At 73.8% G+C, this 16,450-nt stretch carries 16 protein-coding genes; 14 read left to right on the top strand and 2 right to left on the bottom strand.

The genetic code is table 11. The features are described 5' to 3' along the window. The first annotated feature begins 67 nt into the window (after window positions 1-67). Genes Q5530_RS01285 through prcA form a run of 3 tightly spaced genes read left to right on the top strand, consistent with a single transcriptional unit; the run spans window position 68 to window position 1,983 of the window. The gene (locus tag Q5530_RS01285) at window positions 68-262 is read left to right on the top strand and encodes a ubiquitin-like protein Pup (RefSeq protein WP_344038073.1); all 195 of its coding nucleotides are present in this window, start codon (window positions 68-70) and stop codon (window positions 260-262) included. Between the two features lie 31 nt (window positions 263-293). After that, window positions 294-1,142, top strand: a complete 849-nt coding sequence (prcB, locus tag Q5530_RS01280; RefSeq protein WP_380633785.1) for a proteasome subunit beta — start codon at window positions 294-296, stop codon at window positions 1,140-1,142. A 52-nt stretch (window positions 1,143-1,194) separates the two neighbouring features. Further along, window positions 1,195-1,983 carry a proteasome subunit alpha gene (gene prcA / locus Q5530_RS01275; protein WP_415360105.1) on the top strand — a complete coding sequence of 263 codons (789 nt, stop codon included), beginning with the start codon at window positions 1,195-1,197 and terminating at the stop codon, window positions 1,981-1,983. A 579-nt stretch (window positions 1,984-2,562) separates the two neighbouring features. Here prcA and Q5530_RS01270 read toward each other — a convergent pair. Further along, window positions 2,563-4,002, bottom strand: a complete 1,440-nt coding sequence (locus tag Q5530_RS01270) for a bifunctional phosphatase PAP2/diacylglycerol kinase family protein (protein WP_415360104.1) — start codon at window positions 4,000-4,002, stop codon at window positions 2,563-2,565. 79 nt (window positions 4,003-4,081) lie between these two features. Between Q5530_RS01270 and pafA the strand changes: the two genes are divergently transcribed. The 10 genes from pafA to Q5530_RS01220 all read left to right on the top strand — a co-directional run bounded on the left by pafA (window position 4,082) and on the right by Q5530_RS01220 (window position 12,901). Beyond that, on the top strand, window positions 4,082-5,440 hold the full coding sequence (gene pafA, locus Q5530_RS01265; RefSeq protein ID WP_415360102.1) for a Pup--protein ligase: 1,359 nt from the start codon (window positions 4,082-4,084) through the stop codon (window positions 5,438-5,440). Between the two features lie 40 nt (window positions 5,441-5,480). Further along, entirely contained in the window at window positions 5,481-6,674 is a 1,194-nt protein-coding gene (locus Q5530_RS01260; RefSeq protein ID WP_415360101.1) for a WD40/YVTN/BNR-like repeat-containing protein, read from the top strand. Between the two features lie 112 nt (window positions 6,675-6,786). Further along, window positions 6,787-7,356, top strand: coding sequence for a helix-turn-helix domain-containing protein (locus Q5530_RS01255; RefSeq protein WP_415360099.1), 570 nt, complete (start codon window positions 6,787-6,789; stop codon window positions 7,354-7,356). Next, window positions 7,353-8,228, top strand: coding sequence for an SRPBCC domain-containing protein (locus Q5530_RS01250; RefSeq protein ID WP_415360098.1), 876 nt, complete (start codon window positions 7,353-7,355; stop codon window positions 8,226-8,228). The genes Q5530_RS01255 and Q5530_RS01250 overlap by 4 nt, the downstream gene beginning before the upstream one ends. A gap of 92 nt (window positions 8,229-8,320) precedes the next feature. Beyond that, window positions 8,321-9,307 carry a helix-turn-helix transcriptional regulator gene (locus Q5530_RS01245; protein ID WP_415360096.1) on the top strand — a complete coding sequence of 329 codons (987 nt, stop codon included), beginning with the start codon at window positions 8,321-8,323 and terminating at the stop codon, window positions 9,305-9,307. Beyond that, a complete protein-coding gene (locus tag Q5530_RS01240) occupies window positions 9,304-10,275 on the top strand; it encodes a helix-turn-helix transcriptional regulator (protein WP_380633799.1) in 972 nt (323 codons plus the stop codon). The genes Q5530_RS01245 and Q5530_RS01240 overlap by 4 nt, the downstream gene beginning before the upstream one ends. An 18-nt stretch (window positions 10,276-10,293) precedes the next feature. Next, window positions 10,294-10,704 carry a bacteriophage holin gene (locus Q5530_RS01235; RefSeq protein WP_415360093.1) on the top strand — a complete coding sequence of 137 codons (411 nt, stop codon included), beginning with the start codon at window positions 10,294-10,296 and terminating at the stop codon, window positions 10,702-10,704. After that, a complete protein-coding gene (locus tag Q5530_RS01230) occupies window positions 10,595-10,939 on the top strand; it encodes a twin-arginine translocase TatA/TatE family subunit (protein ID WP_415360092.1) in 345 nt (114 codons plus the stop codon). Before Q5530_RS01235 ends, Q5530_RS01230 begins: the two co-directional genes overlap by 110 nt. A gap of 105 nt (window positions 10,940-11,044) precedes the next feature. Then, on the top strand, window positions 11,045-11,956 hold the full coding sequence (gene tatC / locus Q5530_RS01225) for a twin-arginine translocase subunit TatC (protein WP_380633834.1): 912 nt from the start codon (window positions 11,045-11,047) through the stop codon (window positions 11,954-11,956). Between the two features lie 42 nt (window positions 11,957-11,998). Continuing rightward, the gene (locus Q5530_RS01220; protein ID WP_415360090.1) at window positions 11,999-12,901 is read left to right on the top strand and encodes a diacylglycerol/lipid kinase family protein; all 903 of its coding nucleotides are present in this window, start codon (window positions 11,999-12,001) and stop codon (window positions 12,899-12,901) included. A 15-nt stretch (window positions 12,902-12,916) separates the two neighbouring features. On the opposite strand, the gene Q5530_RS01215 is transcribed toward Q5530_RS01220, so the two are convergent. Further along, window positions 12,917-13,420 (bottom strand): hypothetical protein, encoded by a 504-nt coding sequence (locus Q5530_RS01215; RefSeq protein ID WP_415360089.1) that lies wholly within the window; start codon window positions 13,418-13,420, stop codon window positions 12,917-12,919. Between the two features lie 198 nt (window positions 13,421-13,618). Between Q5530_RS01215 and Q5530_RS01210 the strand changes: the two genes are divergently transcribed. Beyond that, window positions 13,619-16,384: a DEAD/DEAH box helicase gene (locus tag Q5530_RS01210; RefSeq protein ID WP_415360087.1), complete on the top strand. Its 2,766-nt coding sequence runs from the start codon at window positions 13,619-13,621 to the stop codon at window positions 16,382-16,384. Window positions 16,385-16,450 lie beyond the last annotated feature (66 nt).

Below are 16,450 nucleotides of genomic sequence, written 5' to 3'. Positions count from 1 at the left end.
GCGGCGCACAACGTCGGGCCCACTGGGTAATGTTGACCCCCCAGGGCCGAAAGGCGGGAGGAACGACATGTCCCAGGAACAGGTCCAGCGGCAAGGCGGCGGTGACGGCGACGAGAACGGCGACGGCGCGGCCGCCGCGGGTCAGGAGCGCCGCGAGAAGCTCGGTGAGGACGTCGACGCGATCCTGGACGAGATCGACGACGTGCTGGAGGAGAACGCCGAGGACTTCGTCCGCGCGTACGTGCAAAAGGGCGGCGAGTAAGCCGCAGGCGGGACAGGAGAAGAACGCACACATGGACAACAGCTCGACCGGGCACTACCCGGCCGCGTCGCTGCCCCCGGCCTACCTCAGGCCGGGGTCTTCGTCGTTCACCGACTTCCTCCGCGCGCAGGCGCCCGACCTGCTGCCCTCCGCCCGCAGGCTGCCCGAGGGCAGCACGGTCGAGGCGCCGCACGGCACCACCATCGTGGCGCTGACCTACCGCGGCGGCGTGGTCATCGCGGGCGACCGGCGCGCCACCATGGGCAACGTCATCTCCCAGCGCAACATGAAGAAGGTGTTCATCACCGACGACTACTCGGCGGTGGGCATCGCGGGCACGGCGGGCATCGCGGTGGAGATCGTCCGGCTCTACGCGGTCGAGCTGCGGCACTACGAGAAGATCGAGGGCGTCTCGCTGTCGCTGGACGGCAAGGCCAACCGGCTCTCGGCGATGATCAAGGGCAACCTGGACGCGGCCCTGGCGGGCCTGGCGGTGGTGCCGCTGCTGGCCGGCTACGACACCGCGGCCCCCGACCCGGAGCGCGCGGGCCGCATCATCTCCTACGACGTGACCGGCGGCCGGTTCGAGGACGCCCAGGGCTACCAGGCCGTGGGCTCGGGCTCGCTGTTCGCGAAGTCGGCGCTGAAGAAGCTGTTCGACCCGGACGCGGACGCCGAGACGGCCGCGCGGACCGCCATCGAGGCCCTCTACGACGCGGCGGACGACGACTCGGGCACCGGTGGCCCGGACGTGGTGCGCCGGATCTACCCCGTCGTGGTGACGATCTCGGCCGAGGGGGCGGCGCACCTGCCCGAGGAGCGCACCGCGACGCTGGCCGAGGCCGTCGTCGAGGGCCGCCGGACCAACCCGGCGGGCTGACGGCCGTGCAGAACCCCATTCCCACCCGTCGTCGAGTCCTGGAGCCGCACCGGTGACGATGCCGTTGTACGCCTCGCCCGAGCAGGTCCTGCGCGACCGCTCGGAGTACGCCCGGAAGGGCATCGCCCGCGGCCGGAGCGTCGTCGTGCTCCGGTACGCCGACGGCGTGCTGTTCGTGGCGGAGAACCCGTCCAGCACCCTGCACAAGGTGTCGGAGATCTACGACCGCATCGGCTTCGCCGCGGTCGGCCGGTACAGCGAGTTCGAGAACCTGCGGCAGGCGGGCATCCGGTTCGCCGACATCCGCGGGTACCAGAACGACCCGCGCGACGTGACCGGCCGGTCCCTGGCCAACGTGTACGCCCAGACCCTGGGCTCGATCTTCACCGAGCAGATCAAGCCCATGGAGGTCGAGATCTGCGTGGCCGAGGTCGGGCACACGCCGGAGCACGACACCCTGTACCGCCTCACCTACGACGGCTCGATCGTCGAGGAGCCGCAGTACTCGGTGATGGGCGGCCAGGCCGAGGCCACGGGCACCGCCCTGAAGGAGGTCTACGCCGAGGGCCTGGCGCTGGCCGACGCGGTGCGGGTGGCCGTGAAGGCCCTGAGCGCCGGCTCGACCAGCACCGGCAACGGCAACGAGCTCCTGGACGGCGCCAAGCTGGAGGTCGCGGTCCTGGAGCGCGACCGGCCGCGCCGGGCGTTCCGGCGCATCACGGGGGCCGCCCTGGCGGCCCTGCTGCCGGGTGAGCCGGAGCCGACGGCCGAGGCCGTCGAGGCCGACCAGGACAAGCCGGTCACGGACGTGAACCTGCCGCCGAACGACGACAAGGCGTAGGACCACGAGGCGGAGGACCACGAGGTTCGCCGAAGGCCCCCGGTTCGGCCGAACCGGGGGCCTTCGGCGCGGGTGGACGGACCCGGGTGCCCGCCGCGGCGCCGTGCCCGCCAGACCGGGGCGGGCGGGCTGGAGGCTCCAGCGCCCAGGTCTGCCCGTACCCGGCCCGCCGGGCGAAGCGCAGGCACTCGTCGACCAGCAGGGCGTCGATGCCCAAGGCCCCGCGCCCCCGGCTCCACCGGCAGCAGCCGCAGCCTGGCCGTCCGGTCGTCCTCCCGCACGCAGAACACCGACCCCACCGGCCCGCCGTCGACCTCCGCGATCCACGCCGCCTCCCGCCCCGGCTCGTGCCGTCCAGACTCGTGCCGCTCCGCGTAGTCGGCCACCACGCGCGCCACGGGGCCTCGGAGGTCTCGTCGAAGCCGCGCTCCTCCGCGTGCCGGTTCACCGCCCAGCCCGGGTCACCGGGCCCCGGCGGGCGCAGCGGGTAGGCGCGCGGCACGTCGGTGAGCAGGCGCTCGACCCGGCGCACGTCCGCGACCGTCGTCGTCGACTCCCTCAACAGGAACGTCGACTCCGTCAACCCTGGTCGGGCGGGCGGTAGATGCCGAGGGAGGCCGGCCGCGACCGGAACGCGAACCGCGACCCGGACGGGCCCACCTCGCCGTCGGTGGCGATCGCGACCTCCCCGTCGAGCACCCGCACGTCCAGCCACCGCGTCTCGACGTGCCGGTAGGTGCGGCTGCGGTGCAGCGAGCCCAGCAGCGCCCCGACGAAGAACCGCGTCCGGGACAGCCGCCGGTCGGCGCGGATGCAGCGGACGTCGAGCAGGCCCGCGTCCAGCGCCGGGCGCGTGGTCGGCGCGAAGCCCTTCGGCCGGTACGGGCCGTTGCCGACGAACAGCACCCAGATCAGCAGCCGCTCGCCGTTCAGCTCCACGCGCAGCGGCCGAGACGTGCGCAGCACCCGGAACAGCGCGATCGCCGCCGCCGGCCACTTGCCCCACCGGCCCCGCAGCCGCTCGCGCAGCCGGACCAGGTCGGGGTAGCCGCCCAGGCTCGCGGTGTTGACGAACCACCGGGGCCCCGCGCCGTCCACCGAGACCGCCGCCAGGTCGACCAGCGCGCCGTCGCCGTCCGCGACCGCCCGCGCGCTGTCGGCCAGGCCCGTCACGCCCACGTCCCGCGCGAAGTGGTTGAGCGTCCCGGCCGGGATCAGCACCAGGGGCAGCCGGTGGGCCACGGCCACCGCCGCGACCGCGGCCACCGAGCCGTCGCCGCCCGCCACGCCCAGCGCGCGCGGCGCGTGCTCGGCCACCACCCGGTCCAGGTCGCCGATGTCCACCACGACCGCCTTCGGCCACTCGCGCACGATCGCCCCGGTCTGGTCGACCCCGCCGAGCCCGGCGCCGGGGTTGACCACGACCACCAGCCCCTCGCCGTCGACCAGCGGTTCCAGCGCGGTGTGCTCGCGCGCCGACGCCGCGTCCGCCCGGTGCCGGGGCCACCAGCGCCGCGTGGCCAGGCCCGCGGCGATCCCGATCGCGGTGCCCGCGGCCACGTCGGAGGGCCAGTGCACGCCCGTGTGGACCCGCGAGTACGCCACCGCCGCCGCGACCGGCGCCACCGCCGCGCCCAGGGCGGGCGACTCCATGGCCAGCGCCGTGGTGAACGCCGCCGCCGACGCCGCGTGCCCCGAGGGGAACGAGGAGGACGTGGGCCTCTTGGTCAGCCTGCGCGTCTCGTGCAGCAGGTCCGCGGCGGGCCTGCGGCGCGGGAACAGCCGCTTGGCGACCAGGCTCGCGCTGAAGCTGGCCCCGCCGACGGCGGCCGCCCCGCGCAGCGCCGCGCGTCTGCCCACCCCCCTGCGCGAGGCCAGCACACCCGCGATGACGAGCCACAACAAGCTGTGGTTCGCCGCTTTCGACAACCGCTTGAACCCGCGGTCCGCCGCGGTCCCGCGCAGGGCCGCGGACCGCCTCATCAGGGCCAAGTCCAGCCCGTTCACCCGTCGGAGCACACGAGAACGTTATCCAGGAATTGGCGTGCCGCCCGATTGGATCACTGAGGAAAGCGTCGGATGCGCCTACTGTTGAAGGATGCAGCGGCGGATCTTCGGCATTGAGACTGAGTTCGGGGTGACCTGCACCTTCCACGGGCAGCGCAGGCTGTCCCCGGATGAGGTCGCGCGGTATCTGTTCCGCCGGGTGGTCTCGTGGGGGCGTTCGTCGAACGTCTTCCTGCGGAACGGCTCTCGGCTCTACCTGGACGTGGGGTCGCACCCGGAGTACGCCACGGCGGAGTGCGACGACCTCGCGCAGCTCGTGACGCACGACAAGGCGGGTGAGCGGATCCTCGAAGACCTGCTCGTCGACGCCGAGCGCAGGCTCGCCGACGAGGGCATCGGGGGAGACATCTTCCTCTTCAAGAACAACACCGACTCCGCGGGCAACTCCTACGGCTGCCACGAGAACTACCTGGTCGCGCGGGCGGGGGAGTTCTCCCGCATCGCCGACGTCCTGCTGCCGTTCCTGGTGACCAGGCAGCTCATCTGCGGCGCGGGCAAGGTGCTCCAGACGCCGCGCGGCGCGGTCTACTGCCTGTCGCAGCGGGCCGAGCACATCTGGGAGGGCGTGTCCAGCGCCACCACCCGGTCCAGGCCCATCATCAACACCCGCGACGAGCCGCACGCCGACGCCGAGCGCTACCGCCGGCTGCACGTCATCGTGGGCGACTCGAACATGTCCGAGATGACCACGCTGCTCAAGGTGGGCAGCACGAACCTGGTCCTGGAGATGATCGAGCAGGGCGTCCAGTTCCGCGACTTCAGCCTGGACAACTCGATCCGGGCGATCCGCGAAATCAGCCACGACCTCACCGGCCGCCGCACCGTCCGCCTGGCGGGCGGCAAGGAGGCGTCGGCGCTGGACATCCAGCGCGAGTACTTCGAGCGGGCCGTGGAGCACGTGGCCAAGCGGGCGCCGGACCCGATGGCCGAGCGGGTGCTGGAGCTGTGGGGCCGCACGCTGGACGCGGTCGAGGCGCAGGACCTGTCCAAGATCGACCGCGAGATCGACTGGGCCATCAAGCACCGGCTGATGGAGCGGTACCAGGCCAAGCACGACATGGACCTGTCCAACGCGCGCATCGCCCAGCTGGACCTCGCCTACCACGACATCCGGCGCGGCCGGGGCATCTTCGACCTGCTCCAGCGCAAGGGGCAGGTGGACCGGGTGACCGACGACGGCGACATCGAGGCCGCCAAGGACACCCCGCCGCAGACCACGCGGGCCAAGCTGCGCGGCGACTTCATCGCCGCCGCGCAGGCCGCGGGCCGCGACTTCACCGTGGACTGGGTGCACCTGAAGCTGAACGACCAGGCGCAGCGCACCGTGCTGTGCAAGGACCCGTTCCGGGCCGTGGACGAGCGCGTGGAGCGGTTGATCTCGTCCCTCTAGCGGTGTCGGCGGGGAGGGCCCTTCGCGAGGCTGACACCTCATGAAGAGCCTTCTCCCCGCCGTGGCCGCGCTCGTGGTCACCGCGGTCCTGACGCCCGCCGCGGTGGCGCAGGACCCCGCCGCGCGGGAATTCCCGGCGCAGGACGTGACCGCGCGGGAACCCACCGCGCGGGAACCCACCGGGCAGGAACTCACCGGGCAGGAACCCACCGGGCGGGAACCCACCGCGCGGGAACTCACCGGGCAGGAACCCACCGGGCAGGCCCTGACCTGGCAGCTCCGGCCCACCGGGACCGACGCGCAGCTGCGCGGCCTGTCCGCGGTGAGCCCGCGCGTGGCCTGGGTCAGCGGCAGCCGGGGCACCGTGCTGCGCACCGCCGACGGCGGCCGGACCTGGGCGTCGGTCGCCCCGCCCGGCACCGCCGACCTGGACTTCCGCGACGTCGAGGCGTTCGACGCGCGCACCGCCGTGGTCCTGTCGATCGGGCCGGGGGACAGCTCCCGCCTGTACCGGACCACCGACGGCGGCCGGACCTGGGCGCTGACCTTCCGCAACACCGAGCCGGACGCCTTCTACAACTGCGTGGCGTTCTTCGACCGCTCCCGCGGCCTGGCCGTGGGCGACCCGGTGGCCGGGCGGTTCCGGGTGCTGGCCACGCGCGACGGCGGCCGGTCGTGGCACCCGGTGCCCGAGGACCGGCTGCCGCCCGCGCTGCCCGGTGAGTACGGCTTCTCGGCGAGCGGGCAGTGCGTGGCCACCGCCGGGGCGCGGGACGCGTGGATCGCCACGGGCGGCGGCGAGCGGGCCCGCGTGCTGCACTCCGGCGACGGCGGCCGGCACTGGTCGGTGAGCGACACGCCGCTGGTCAGCTCCGGGTCGGCCGGGGTGTTCGCGGTGGCCTTCCGCACGCCCCGGCACGGCCTGGCGGTCGGCGGCGACTACCTGGAGCCCGACGGCGCGGGGACCAACGTGGCGCTGACCGCGGACGCCGGCCGCACGTGGACCGCGCCGGGCGCCCCGCCCGCCGGCTACCGCTCGGGCGCGGCCTGGTGGGGTCCGGCGGTGCTCGCGGTCGGGCCGACGGGCAGCGACGTCAGCCCGGACGGCGGCCGGCACTGGCACCGGTTCGACGCGGGCAGCTTCGACACCGTCGACTGCACGGGCCACCCCCGGTCGGGCTCCTGCTGGGCGGCCGGTGCGAAGGGCCGCGTCGGTGTGCTGACCTGGCGTTAGGCCGGAACTCCCGGTCCTGGGACCCCGGGCCACGAGCCCCGGACCACCCGGTCCGGGGCTTCTTCCGGCCCAATTGACAAAACAGATTTTTACGTACAACATAATTTTTGCGATGAGAGACGTCCTGTACCTGGAGCGGCTTGAGCAGGCCGAGGCCCTGCTCAAGCCGCAGCGCGTCGACGTGCTGCGGCAGCTGGCCGAGCCGCGCTCGTGCACCGAGGTGGCGACCGTGCTCGACCAGACCCCGCAGCGGGTTTACTACCACGTGAAACGCCTGGTGGAGGCCGGTCTGGCGGCCCAGGTCGACCAGCGGCGGGTGCGCGGCATCACCGAGGGCGTCTACCAGGCGGCGGCCCGCTCCTACTGGCTGTCGCCGGAGCTGGTCGGCCGCCTCGGGCCGCGCCGCGCGCGCGACGAGCTGAGCCTGGGCCACCTGCTCGACCTGGCCGAACGCGTCCAGGCCGACATCGCCGCCCTGGACCGCACCCGGCCCGAGCTGCCCTCGCTGGGGGTGTCCGGCGAGATCCGGGTGCGGCCCGAGCAGCGGCAGCTGTTCTTCGACGAGCTCAAGACCACGCTCCAGGACCTGTTCAGCCGCTACGGCGGCGCGGAGGGCGACGCCTTCCGCCTGGCCGTGGCCTGCTACCCGAACCACCCCGACCAAGAGGGGGAAGACCGATGAGCGAGACCGTGGTCCTCCGCGTCCGCACCGCCGCCGCGCCCGAGCGCGTCCGCCGGGCGCTGACCGACGCCGCCGAGCTGCGCGCCTGGCTGACCGAGCACGCGGAGGTGGACCTGCCCGACCGGTGGCGGTTCTGGGGCCGCCACACCCCCGAGGGCGACGAACCGCGCCAGGTCCTGGAGCACGTCGACGACTCGTCGCTGGGGTTCCGCTGGACCGTCGGCGGCGAGGAGACCTCGGTCGAGCTGCGGTGGGCCGCCGAGGACGGCGGCACCCTGGTGTCGGTGTCGCAGAGCCACTTCCCCGGTTGGGCGGAGGCGGTCGCCGAGACCGGCGTCCTGGCCTGGCTCTACACCTTCTGGACGATCTCGCTGGCCAACCTCGTCGACCACGTCGAGGGCCGCCCGATCACCGCGAGGATCGACTACACCACGCACGAGATGCGCGTGGACGTGGTCGTCGACGCCCCCGCCGAGGCCGTCGGGCGCTCGCTGGTGGACCCCGACCAGTACTCGCGGTGGTTCGGCGCGAAGGTCGACATCGAGCCCTGGGACGGCGGCCGGTTCGCCATGGGCGGCTTCGACGCCGATCCCGACCCCGGCCGGGTGGTCGGCTACGAGCCGGGCCGGCGCATGGGCATCGAGTGGGACGGGCTGGTCGCCGGCTGGGAGCTGGCGGAGTCCGGCGGGCGCACCCGGCTGACGTTCGTGCAGAGCGGGTTCGTCGAGGGCCGGCCGCCCTACGGCGCCTGGGCCGGCTGGCTGGCGGGACTGGCGGGCCTGCGCCGGTTCCACGAGCTGCCCGACCGGCGGCCCATCTGGGTGGAGTCGGACGTGCCCGGCCTGCCCGAGGACGTGCTGGTGGAGCGTTGAGCGTCCGGCCGGCCCGGGTGAATGGTCCCTTCACCCGGGCCGGCCGGCGGGTGCGCCGTCACCCGGCCGGCGATCGGGGTTAGGGTTCTCCGGTGGCCATCGCCCGTGCCGAACGGCTCGTCAACCTGGTGCTCTGCCTGCTGTCGACCCGGCAGTACCTGACCGCCGAGCGCATCCGCGCCATCGTCCCCGGCTACGCCGACGCCGCGACGGACGAGGCGTTCTTCCGCATGTTCGAACGCGACAAGACCGAGCTGCGCGACCTCGGCGTGCCCCTGGAGACGGGCCGCAGCACGGCCTTCGACACCGTCGACGGGTACCGCATCGCCCGCCGCGACTACGAGCTGGGCGACATCGACCTGGAACCCGACGAGGCGGCCGCCGTGGCGCTGGCCGCCCGCCTGTGGGACTCGCCCCAGTTCACCGGCGCCGCCCACGGCGCGCTGATCAAGCTCCGGGCCGCGGGCGTCGACGTCGACCAGGACGTGCCCGTGCCGGTCGAGCCGAAGGTCCGCACCAGCGAGCCCGCGTTCCCGCCGCTGCTGGCCGCGGTGCGGGAGGGGCGCGTGGTCGAGTTCGACTACCGCAAGACCTCCTCGGTCGGCGCCCAGCGGCGCACCGTGGAACCGTGGGGCGTGGTCGCCTGGCGCGGCCGGTGGTACGTCGTCGGCCAGGACCGCGACCGGGACGCGCCCCGCTGCTTCCGGCTGTCCCGGATCGTCGGCGACGTCCTCCCGGTCGGCAAGCCCGGCGCGGTGCGCCCGCCCGACCAGGTCGACCTGCTGTCGTTCGTCGCCCGCAACCAGCCCGCCCCCGACCAGACCGCGACCACGGCCAGGCTGTGGGTGGCCAAGGGCCGCGGCCAGGGCCTGCGCCGCCGGGCCCGGCTGGTCGGCGAGCAGGAGTTCGACGGCGAGCCCGGCGACCTGCTGGAGGTGCGGCTGCGCTACCCGGACTCGGCCGCCACCTGGGTCGCCGGCTTCGGCGCGGACGTGGTGGTCCTGGAGCCGGACGTGCTGGCCAAGACCGTGCGGGAGAAGCTGCTGGGCGCGCTGCGCGGGGCGGGGGTGCGCGCGTGACCGCCTCCACCGACCGGCTGCCCCGGCTGCTCGCCCTGGTGCCCTACCTGCTGGCCCGGCCCGGCGTCCCGATCGACGAGGTCGCCGAGGACTTCGAGGTCACGCCCAAGCAGGTCCGCAAGGACCTGGAGCTGCTGTGGATGTGCGGCCTGCCCGGCTACGGCCCCGGCGACCTGATCGACCTGTCCTTCGAGGGCGACACGGTCACCGTGACCTTCGACGCGGGCATGAGCCGCCCGCTGCGGCTGACCGCCGCCGAGGCGACGTCGCTGCTGGTGGCGCTGCGGGCGCTGGCCGACACGCCGGGCGTGGCCGACCAGGACGCCGTGCAGCGGGCCGCCGCCAAGATCGAGGCCGCGGTGGGTCAGGCGCGGCCCGCCGGCGTGGCCGTGGGCCTGGCCGTCCGGGAGGCGCCGGAGACCGCCCGCGTGCGCGACGCGGTGTCGGACGGCCTGCTGCGCAAGCGCGCCCTGCACCTGCGGTACTACACCCCCTCGCGCGACGAGATCAGCGAGCGGGTCGTGGACCCGATGCGGATCCTGCTGGTCGAGGGGCGCGGCTACCTGGAGGCGTGGTGCCGCGCGGCCGACGGCGTGCGGCTGTTCCGCCTCGACCGGATCGACGCGGTCGAGGTGCTCGACGAGCCCGCCGCGCCGCCGCCGCACGCCACGCCCACCGACACCTCGGAGGGGCTGTTCCAGCCCGACCCGTCGCAACGCACGGCCGCCCTGGTGCTCGAACCGGACGCCCGCTGGGTGTCGGAGTACTACCCGACGGACGGCCTGGTCGAGCTGGGCGACGGCCGCGCCCGGGTGCTCATGCGGTACGCCGACACCGCCTGGATGGTGCGGCTGCTGCTCGGCCTGGGCGGCGAGGTGCACGTGGAGGGACCCCCCGACCTGGTGGCGGCGGTCACCCGGCAGGCCGAGGCGGCGTTGCGCCGGGCGGATCACCTCCCGGCAACCTAGGCCCGATACGGTGGGGTAGTGCCGTACCTGTCGACCCTGCTCCTGATCGCCCTCGGTCTCGTCGTGCTCGTCGCGGTGGCGGCCCGGGTCGTCGGGTCGTTGCGCCGCTTCCGCGCGGCAAGCACCCTGGTGGGTGACAGGGTCGGCGACGGCGCGGGCCTGCTGCGGGCGCGGTTCGCCGCGCTCGGGGTGGCCCTCGCCGAACGGCGTCCGGATCGAGCCCGCCAGGGCGAGCCCCGCGTACCATCGGTGGACCGGGGGAGACAGGAGGACAACCGTGCCCAACCTCGGACCTACCGAGCTGATCATCATCGCGTTGGTGATCATCCTGCTGTTCGGTTGGAAGAAGCTGCCCGACATGGCCCGCTCGCTCGGCCGTTCGGCGAAGATCCTCAAGGCGGAGACCAAGGGGATGCGCAGCGAGGATGAGCAGGCGGCCCAGGCGCCCGCGCAGCAGCCGGTCCAGCAGTTGCCGCCGGCCCAGCCGCAGGTCGCCCAGCCGCCCGTCGCGCAGCCCGTCGTGGCCCAGCCGCCCGTCGCGCAGCCCGTCGTCGCGCAGCCGGTGGCCCAGCCGCCCGTCGCGCAGCCGGTGCAGCAGCCCCAGGTGGCGCCCCCGATCGAGCAGGGCCCGCAGAACATCCAGAACAGGCAGAGCACCAACTAGAGCCGAAGGACGGTCCGCGCGGTGGGGGCAAGTCCGGTCCGGTGGTGGTCCCAGCGCCGGGACCGCCGCAAGCTGACGAGCCGTCGGGGCAACCCCGACGGCACGATGTCGCTGAAAGACCACCTGTACGAGCTGCGGCGCAGGCTGGGCTGGTCCCTGCTGTTCATCTCGGGCGGCGCGGTCTTCGGCTTCATCTGGTGGGGCTGGGACATCGCCGGTCCGGTGACGAGCCTCGGGGAGATCATCACCACCCCCTACTGCGCCATCCCCGAGGACCAGCGGCTGACCCAGGTCGGCCAGGGCTGCCAGCTGTTGCAGACCCAGCCGTTCGAGGTCTTCATGATCCGGCTGAAGGTCGGCACCGGCGTCGGCATGGCGCTGACCGCCCCGCTGTGGCTGTACCAGGTGTGGCGGTTCATCTCGCCGGGCCTGTACGCCAAGGAGCGGCGCTTCGCGCTGACCTTCGTGTCGATCGCCTCGGTGCTGTTCGTCGCGGGCGCCACGCTCGCGTTCTTCGTCGTGCCGCAGGGCCTGGTGGTGCTGGTCGGCTTCGGTGACGGCCAGTTCATCACCGCCCTGACCGCGGGCGACTACGTCAGCTTCCTGCTGGCGCTGCTGCTGATCTTCGGCGTGAGCTTCGAGCTGCCGCTGGTCGTGGTGATGCTCAACCAGATCGGCGTGCTGCCCTACGAGAAGCTGAGCAAGTGGCGGCGCGGCATCATCTTCGGCCTGTTCATCTTCGCCGCGGTCGCCACCCCGGGCACCGACCCGATCTCGATGGTGGCGCTGGCGGTGGCGCTGACGCTGCTGTTCGAGCTGGCCATCCAGATCTCCCGGATCCACGACCGGCGGGCCGCGCGCAAGCGCGGTGAGCTGGGCTGGGACGACGTGCCCGACGACGAGGCGGCCCCGTTCGACTACACGCCCTCCCCGATCGAGGAACCCGAGCCGGTACCCGCGCCCGAGCCGGTGCCCGCGCCGGAACCGCAGCGGGTGCGCTACGACGACGCCACCTGATCGGGGTAGTTCCGGGCGCGGTTTTCCGTAGGCTTCCCGGCCATGACGACGACGTCGACGCGGGCGGCCCTGCTGGTGTGCCCCGCCTCGGGCAAGGGCAGGGCCGCGCGCGTGGCGGGCTCGGTGGCGGCCGCGCTGCGGGAGGTGGTCGACCACCTCGACCTGCGCGTGGCGGACTCGGCCGACGGCACCGCCCGGCTGGCCCGCGAGGCGGTCGCGGACGGGGTGGACGTGCTGGTCGTGCTCGGCGGTGACGGCGCCGCCCACCTGGGCGTGCAGGCGTGCGCGGGCACGTCCACGGCGCTGGCCGTGGTGCCCGCCGGCACCGGGAACGACCTGGCCACCGCCCTGGGCGCGGCGTCCGCGGACGACGTGGTGGCCGCGCTGCGCGCCGGCGCGCGCCGCCCGCTGGACCTGGGCCGGGTGGCCGGCGGTCCGTGGTTCGCGACGGTGCTGTGCGCGGGCTTCGACTCGGCGGTCAACGAGCGGGCCAACGCGATGCGCTGGCCCTCCGGCCCGCGGCGCTACGACCTGGCGATCCTCGCCGAGCTGGCCGCGCTGCGCGCCCGGCCGCTGGTGGTGGAGACCGAGGACCGGGTGGTGGAGCTGGACGCGCTGCTGGTCGCGGTCGGCAACACCACCAGCTACGGCGGCGGCATCCCGGTGTGCCCGGACGCCTCACCCGCCGACGGGCTGCTGGACCTGACCGTGGTGACCGCGGCACCCCGGCGGACCCTGCTGCGGATGCTGCCCACGCTGCGCACCGGGCGGCACGTCGACCACCCGGCGGTGCGCACGTTCCGGGCCCGGTCGGTGCGGCTGTCCGGGCCGCCCTGGGTGGCCTACGCGGACGGGGAGCGGCTGCGCGAGGCGCCGCTGGGGGAGGCGTCGCTGGAGGTGGAGTGCGTGCCGGGCGCCCTGACGGCGGTCGGTGCCCCTCGCTGAGGGTGGCCCGGCGCCCTAGCGGTGCCTGCTGAGCACGTCGCGCTCCCGCCAGCCGGTCGGCGGCACGGTGGTGCCGCGGCTGAGCAGCCACCCGGCGACGGCCAGCACGCCCCCGGCGGCCTCGGTCGGCGTGCCGCACTCCGACTCCAGGGTCTCCAGCTCGTGCCGGCCGCAGTCGCTGATCGCGTCGCAGCGGATCGAGATCTCCCCGTCCACCAGCCACGGTGGCGGCCGGACCGCCCGGCCTCGGGCGTCGCACGGCACCGACAGGCGCAGCTCGAAGACCAGCTCCTCGGTCCGGACGGTCCCGGTCAGGCCCGCGTAGGGCGCGCCGGGCAGGTGGTCGAACACCAGGCCGCCGCCGGGGTCGTCGGGGTCGTCGCGGGGGTGGCCGAGGTGGGCCGCCAGCCGCTCGACCAGGGCGGTCGCGGTGTTCAGCACGTCCAGGACCGGCTCGACCTCGGCGAGGTGGGGGAAGACCCACCGGAGGTCGCCGTCCCGCAGCGGAATCGGCGCCACGCCCCCGAGTGTGCCGCAAGTTCTCCGCCAGTGCTCTCCATTGCTTCAGTGTTGCCCGAATTCAATGTCTCGAACGGCGCGCGGAACCACCCGGCGTTCCCGCGTGCTCCGGCGTGTTCCCGGGGTGGTCGACCGACGTTCTCCGACGTCACGCGGATCTGGAGGGATTTTGTCGGTCCCGTGTGACAGCCTGGACAGGTGTCAAGCTCCTCCCGGTCACCGGCCGACCAGTACGCGGACCACCGCCGCCGCTCCGCCCGGCCCAAGCTGACCGACTTCCTCTCGGTGATCTCCTTCGAGCTCGACCCGTTCCAGCGGCGCGCGTGCGAGGCGCTGGAGGACGGGCACGGCGTGCTGGTCTGCGCGCCCACCGGCGCGGGCAAGACCGTGGTCGGTGAGTTCGCCGTGCACATGGCCCTGTCCGAGGGCCGCAAGTGCTTCTACACGACGCCCATCAAGGCGCTGTCGAACCAGAAGTACGCCGACCTGGTGGACCGCTACGGCGCCCACCGGGTGGGCCTGCTCACCGGCGACACCTCCGTCAACGGCGACGCCCCGGTGGTGGTGATGACCACCGAGGTGCTGCGCAACATGCTCTACTCGGGGTCCTCGACCCTCAACGGCCTGGCCTACGTGGTGATGGACGAGATCCACTACCTGGCGGACCGGTTCCGCGGCCCGGTGTGGGAGGAGGTGATCCTGCACCTGCCGGAGTCGGTGCGGCTGGTGGGCCTGTCGGCGACGGTCAGCAACGCCGAGGAGTTCGGCGAGTGGCTGGTGGAGGTGCGGGGTGACACCACCGTGGTGGTGGACGAGCACCGGCCGGTGCCGCTGTGGCAGCACATGCTGGCGGGCAACCGGATGCTGGACCTGTTCGCGGGCGAGGGCCCGGACGGGCACAACCGGATCAACCCGCAGCTGCTGCGCCAGACCGAGGACCTGTCGCGCTACCACCTGCCGTGGAGCCGGGGTCGGGGCAACAAGGACCGGGGGCGGGCGGCGCCGCGGTCGACCGGGTTCAAGCCGCCGTCGCGGGTGGACGTGGTGCAGCGGCTGGACGGGGCGGGGCTGCTGCCGGCGATCGACTTCGTGTTCAGCCGGGCGGGTTGTGACGCGGCGGTGCAGCAGTGCGTGCGCGCGGGTCTGCGGCTCAACTCCCACGACGAGGTTGAGGAGATCCGCGGGGTCATCGAGGAGAAGACGAAGGACCTGCCGCAGGGTGACCTGATGGTGCTCGGCTACTGGGAGTGGCGGGAGGCGCTGGAGCGGGGCATCGCGAGCCACCACGCGGGGTTGCTGCCGGCGTTCAAGGAGACCGTGGAGGAGCTGTTCGTCCGCGGGCTGGTGAAGGTGGTGTTCGCGACGGAGACGCTCGCGCTGGGCATCAACATGCCGGCGCGGACGGTGGTGCTGGAGAAGCTGGTCAAGTACAACGGCGAGGCGCACGTCGACCTGACGCCGGGGGAGTACACGCAGTTGACCGGGCGCGCCGGGCGGCGCGGCATCGACGTCGAGGGCCACGCGGTGGTGGTGTGGCAGCCGGGGGTGGACCCGAAGGCGGTGGGCGGTCTGGCGTCGACGCGCACCTACCCGCTGCGGTCGTCGTTCCGGCCGGGTTACAACATGGCGGTCAACCTGGTGCACCAGTTGGGCGCGTCGGCGGCGCGGGAGATCCTGGAGCAGTCGTTCGCGCAGTTCCAGGCGGACCGGTCGGTGGTGGGCTCGTCGCGGCGCATCGAGCGCAACCGGGAGGCGCTGGTCGGGTACGCGGAGGCGATGAGCTGCCACCTGGGTGACTTCGCGGAGTACGCGTCGCTGCGGCGGCGGGTCGCGGACCGGGAGAAGGCGCTGGTCCGGCAGAACAGCTCGGCCAAGCGGGCGGAGGCGGCGGCGTCGCTGGAGCGGCTGCGCAAGGGCGACGTGATCGCGGTGCCGTCGGGTCGGCGGTCGGGGCTGGCGGTGGTGATCGACCCGGGCCTGGAGCCGCTGGGCGAGGCACGGCCGCTGGTGGTGACCGAGGACCGGTGGGCGGGTCGGTTGTCGTCGGCGGATTTCCCGGTGCCGGTGGAGGTGCTGGGTCGGATGAAGCTGCCGCGGCAGGTGGACACGCGGTCGCCGCGGTCGCGGCGCGACCTGGCGTCGACGTTGCGCGGCACGGGGATCGTGGCGCCGGTGGCGCGGCGGCGGCGGTCGACCGCGGACGACGACGCGGAGTTGGCGACGTTGCGGCGGGCGTTGCGGGCGCACCCGTGCCACGGGTGCGAGAAGCGCGAGGACCACGCGCGGTGGGGGGAGCGGTACCACCGGTTGCTGGCGGAGACCGAGCAGTTGGAGCGGAAGGTCTCGGCGACGACGCACTCGTTGGCGCGGGAGTTCGACCGGATCCGGGGCCTGCTGCGGGAGCGGGGTTACCTGCACGTGGAGGAGGGCGGTCCGGGCGAGGAGGTCACCGAGCACGGCAAGCGGTTGACCAGGATCTACAGCGAGTCGGACCTGTTGGCGGCGGAGTGCCTGCGGCACGGGGTGTGGCGGGGGCTGGAGCCCGCGGAGCTGGCGGCGGTGGTGTCGGCGCTGGTGTACGAGGCGCGGCGGGACGGGCCGGTGGAGACGCGGCTGCCGCCGGGCCGGGTGTCGGACGCGATGACGGCGACGGCGCGGCTGTGGGTCGAGCTGGAGGACGACGAGCGGCGGCACCGGTTGGACCGGACGCGGCAGCCGGACCCGGGGTTCGCGTGGCCGGTGTACCGGTGGGCGCGGGGCGAGTCGCTGGAGAGGGTGCTGTCGTCGGCGGAGGAGAACGGCAACGAGTTGGGCGCGGGCGATTTCGTGCGCTGGTGCCGGCAGGTGATCGACTTCCTGGACCAGATCCGGGACGTCGTCGGCGGGGGTGATCCCGTCGGCGCGACCGCCCGCAAGGCGGTGGAGGCGCTGCGTCGCGGGGTGGTGGCGATGGCCACCGTTTGACAAAGCTTTGCGGGGTGGGTGGGTAACCCCTTCGCACCTGTGGTTTGATCGCGCCCGCAAGCCCTG

Origin of the sequence: Saccharothrix sp. BKS2 (assembly GCF_047689505.1) — a bacterium.
In the GTDB taxonomy this organism is placed as follows: Bacteria; Actinomycetota; Actinomycetes; order Mycobacteriales; family Pseudonocardiaceae; genus Actinosynnema; species Actinosynnema lopnurensis.
The sequence above is the reverse complement of the archived record's forward strand: the minus strand, read 5'-3'. Positions and strand labels throughout refer to the sequence as shown.

Excerpts from the sequence above, each read along its gene's own strand:
- Q5530_RS01285 (WP_344038073.1), top strand. The coding sequence starts at position 68 with ATGTCCCAGGAACAGGTCCAGCGGCAAGGCGGCGGTGACGGCGACGAG.
- prcB (WP_380633785.1), top strand. The coding sequence starts at position 294 with ATGGACAACAGCTCGACCGGGCACTACCCGGCCGCGTCGCTGCCCCCG.
- pafA (WP_415360102.1), top strand. The coding sequence starts at position 4,082 with ATGCAGCGGCGGATCTTCGGCATTGAGACTGAGTTCGGGGTGACCTGC.
- Q5530_RS01260 (WP_415360101.1), top strand. The coding sequence starts at position 5,481 with ATGAAGAGCCTTCTCCCCGCCGTGGCCGCGCTCGTGGTCACCGCGGTC.
- Q5530_RS01255 (WP_415360099.1), top strand. The coding sequence starts at position 6,787 with ATGAGAGACGTCCTGTACCTGGAGCGGCTTGAGCAGGCCGAGGCCCTG.
- Q5530_RS01250 (WP_415360098.1), top strand. The coding sequence starts at position 7,353 with ATGAGCGAGACCGTGGTCCTCCGCGTCCGCACCGCCGCCGCGCCCGAG.
- tatC (WP_380633834.1), top strand. The coding sequence starts at position 11,045 with ATGTCGCTGAAAGACCACCTGTACGAGCTGCGGCGCAGGCTGGGCTGG.
- Q5530_RS01220 (WP_415360090.1), top strand. The coding sequence starts at position 11,999 with ATGACGACGACGTCGACGCGGGCGGCCCTGCTGGTGTGCCCCGCCTCG.